This window comes from Mesorhizobium sp. M7A.F.Ca.CA.003.01.2.1 (assembly GCF_003998945.1).
GTDB classification, from domain to species: Bacteria; Pseudomonadota; Alphaproteobacteria; order Rhizobiales; family Rhizobiaceae; genus Mesorhizobium; species Mesorhizobium ciceri.
The window spans coordinates 1-2,989 of record NZ_RZRA01000727.1 but is presented as its reverse complement, the minus strand read 5'-3'; the positions used below and the strand labels follow the sequence as shown (position 1 = coordinate 2,989).

Sequence of the window (2,989 nt, the reverse complement as noted above, 5' to 3'; positions counted from 1 at the left end):
GCCTGACACGCACGCTGGCGCTCGAAGTGGCGAAAAACGGCATCACGGCCAACGCCGTGGCTCCCGGCTGGATCGAAACAGGGTCGTCGAGCGAGATGGAGCGGCAAGCCGCCCTGAATACGCCGCCGGCGCGGGCCGGGCGACCGGATGAGGTGGCCGCCGCGGTCGTGTTCCTGGCCTCGGAAGGCGCCAGCTATGTCAACGGCGCCCTGCTGGTGGTCGATGGCGGCAACAGCCTTCAGGAGCGCAAGGGCTGAAGCCGTCCAACGCGTCGGGTGCGAGAATTCAGCCTTTGCCCGAGCTTTTGCCTGCCCCCGGCGCTTCCGGCCTGAGATAGACGGCCAAGCAGCAGCAACAGATCGCCAAGCCCGCGACTGGATATTTCAGGGCGACCAGCCCCGCCAGCGCGAATAGGCAGAGCGTCGCGAGCGACCGGATGCGCATGCGCTTGCGCACCGCGAGCGGAACCGCGTTCTCCGGCATCGGGTCGATGAGTTCGCGGATCAGAAGAATGTAGGTCAGGTTCACCAGGAAGAAGACGGCGGCGTAGAAGGCGACCGGCTGCGGCGCCAGCTCGCTGACCGCCATCCACGCGGTCGCCAGCGGCAGCAGCGAAACCGAGAACAGATGCGCGAAATTGTACCACATCAGGCTGGCTGTCGCCTCCCTGGCGTGGCGTAACAGATGATGATGGTTCGCCCAGACGATGGCGATGAAGAGATAGCTGACGCTGTAGCTCAGCCATGTCGGCCAGAGCTCCAGAAGCGCCTTGAACGTCGGCAACTCCGGCGGGCGCAAGTCGAGGACCAGCACCGTGATGAGGACGGCGAACACGCCATCCGAAAATGCGCTCAACCGATCGAGCCCTGTCGAGGGAAGCACTGGACCGTCCTCGTCGCAGTTCGTGAGACATATAGTAGTGCTGTCGATAGCAATATCCATGGCCGCTCGGACCATCTGACGCCGCCGCCAGCGCCGCTCAGGACGCCTTGGCCAGAAAACTCTGGTAGTCCGATTTCGCCTGCAGCAGGCGCAGCACATTGTCGCGCGAGCCCCTTACGTGGGCGCGGGCCAGCGTGCCGGCTCGGGCGGCATCGCCGGCGCAGATCGCCTCGACGATCTCGGCATGCTCGTCGCGGGCGATCTTCCATTCGTCGAGCCACAACAGTTCGGTCCAGACATAGTGCTGGCACTTGTCGAGGATGCCGCACAGCATGCCATGCAGCATCGCATTGCCGCTGATTTCGGCGATGACGCGGTGCAGGTCGATGCCGACTTCGAGCTCCTGGAATTTTTCGCGCGTGGTGCGCTCCGGAATGGCGGCCAGCCGCTCGCATTCGGCCAGCATGGCACGCAGCCGCGCCTTGTCCTGTTCCGTCGCAGCAGCGGCGGCCAGTGCCGTCGCGTGGCCGTCGAGCAGTTCGCGGATCTCGAAGGCCTCGCGGAACATGTTGATGTCGAACTCGGTGACGACATAGCCCTGGCGCGGCCGGCCGGTGACCAGGCCGTCGCGCTCGAGGCGGTTGAAGGCCTCGCGCACCGGGGTGCGGCTGACAGTCAGCTTCGCCGCGATGTCGTTTTCGGTGACGCGTGAGCCCGGCGGAATCTGGCCGGTCACGATCATCGCCTTGAGCGCGGAATAGACCGAGTCGCGCAGCGTGTTTTTGGTTTCCTTGGCCAAGTTCCGTTTCCAGTTCTCCGGTCTTTCCGCCGGCATATGTTCTCATGCATAGCTGTATTCAAAGTCGGCGCGGTTTGCCACGCCCCGGCGCCCCATCTCCCAGCCCGGGTTGACGGCCCCAGGCGCGCCGATCGGTGTTGACATCGCTGATCCCCAAGCTACACTCAAAATTGTATACAAAATAGAATGCGAAATCAAAAACAATGGGAACACCGGTGGAGAGCCGAAAAAATGAACAGGACCAGAAGCGTTAGTATCGTTGCGATGGCGGGCCTCATGGCCTCCCTCGCGGCCCCCGCAATGGCGGGCGACACCATCACCGTCGCCTCGTGGGGCGGCACCTACCAGGAAGCGCAGACCAAGGCGTTCTTCAAGCCGACCGCCGACGCGCTCGGCATCACCATCAAGGAGGACACCACCAACGGCCTCGACGACGTACGGCTGCAGGTAACCGGCAATGCGGTGAAATGGGACATCACCGAGCTTGGCGCCGACGAATGCGCACGCGGCTCGAAGGAAGGGCTGTTCGAGAAGCTCGACTACGGCATTATCGACAAGAGCGGCATCAATCCGAAGCTTGTCCATGATGACTGGGTCGGCATTTCCTACACCTCCGTCGTGCTGATCTACCGGACCGATGTGTTCGGCGACAAAGGCCCCAAGACCTGGGCCGACTTCTGGAACGTGGAAAAGTTTCCGGGACGGCGCGCGTTGAGCGGCAGCCAGGCGACCGAAACGCTGAGCGTCGCGGCTCTCGCCTCGGGCCTGCCGATCGACAAGGTCTATCCCGTGGATGTCGACGGCGCGCTGAAATCCGTCGACAAGATCCGTGGCCATGTCGACGCCTGGTGGACCTCCGGCGCTCAGGCCATGCAATTGGTCAAGGATGGCGAAGTCGACATGGCGAGCATCTGGAACGGCCGTGCCGGCACCTTGAAGAAGGAAGGCGCGCCGGTCAGCTTCTCCTTCGACCAGGGCGTGCTGACCGCCGACTGCATGGTCATCCCCAAGGGTGCCAAGAACAAGGAAGCCGCGATGAAGGCGCTTGCGATGTTCGTCAGCCCGCAGCTGCAGGCCAATCTGCCGCTCTACGTCGACAATGGCCCAGTAAACGAGAAGGCTTTCGAGACCGGCAAGATCCCGCAGGACAGGATCAAGGACATCAATTCGGCGCCCGAAAACGTCAAGAAACAGGTGCTGCAGGACGCCGAGTTCTGGCGCGACAATCTGGTCGAGGCGACGGAGAAGTTCAACAATCTGGTCCAGCAATAGGCCGCGGACACAAGCTTACGGCGGACACCGTCACCA

General features: G+C 63.1%; 4 protein-coding genes. 2 read left to right on the top strand and 2 right to left on the bottom strand.

Annotated elements, in window-relative coordinates; genetic code table 11:
- Window positions 1-257, top strand: a 257-nt coding sequence (locus tag EN969_RS24475; protein ID WP_127313126.1) for an SDR family oxidoreductase, incomplete at its 5' end; no start/stop codon positions are given.
- 28 nt (window positions 258-285) lie between these two features.
- Here EN969_RS24475 and EN969_RS24470 read toward each other — a convergent pair.
- Window positions 286-855 (bottom strand): TMEM175 family protein, encoded by a 570-nt coding sequence (locus tag EN969_RS24470; RefSeq protein ID WP_027161123.1) that lies wholly within the window; start codon window positions 853-855, stop codon window positions 286-288.
- A 124-nt stretch (window positions 856-979) separates the two neighbouring features.
- A complete protein-coding gene (locus EN969_RS24465; protein WP_164745804.1) occupies window positions 980-1,681 on the bottom strand; it encodes a GntR family transcriptional regulator in 702 nt (233 codons plus the stop codon).
- A 231-nt stretch (window positions 1,682-1,912) separates the two neighbouring features.
- On the opposite strand from EN969_RS24465, the gene EN969_RS24455 reads away from it, so the two are divergent.
- A complete protein-coding gene (locus EN969_RS24455) occupies window positions 1,913-2,953 on the top strand; it encodes an ABC transporter substrate-binding protein (protein WP_024502105.1) in 1,041 nt (346 codons plus the stop codon).
- Window positions 2,954-2,989: the final 36 nt, after the last annotated feature.

Coding starts and splice junctions, on each gene's coding strand:
- EN969_RS24455 (WP_024502105.1), top strand. CDS start 1,913: ATGAACAGGACCAGAAGCGTTAGTATCGTTGCGATGGCGGGCCTCATG.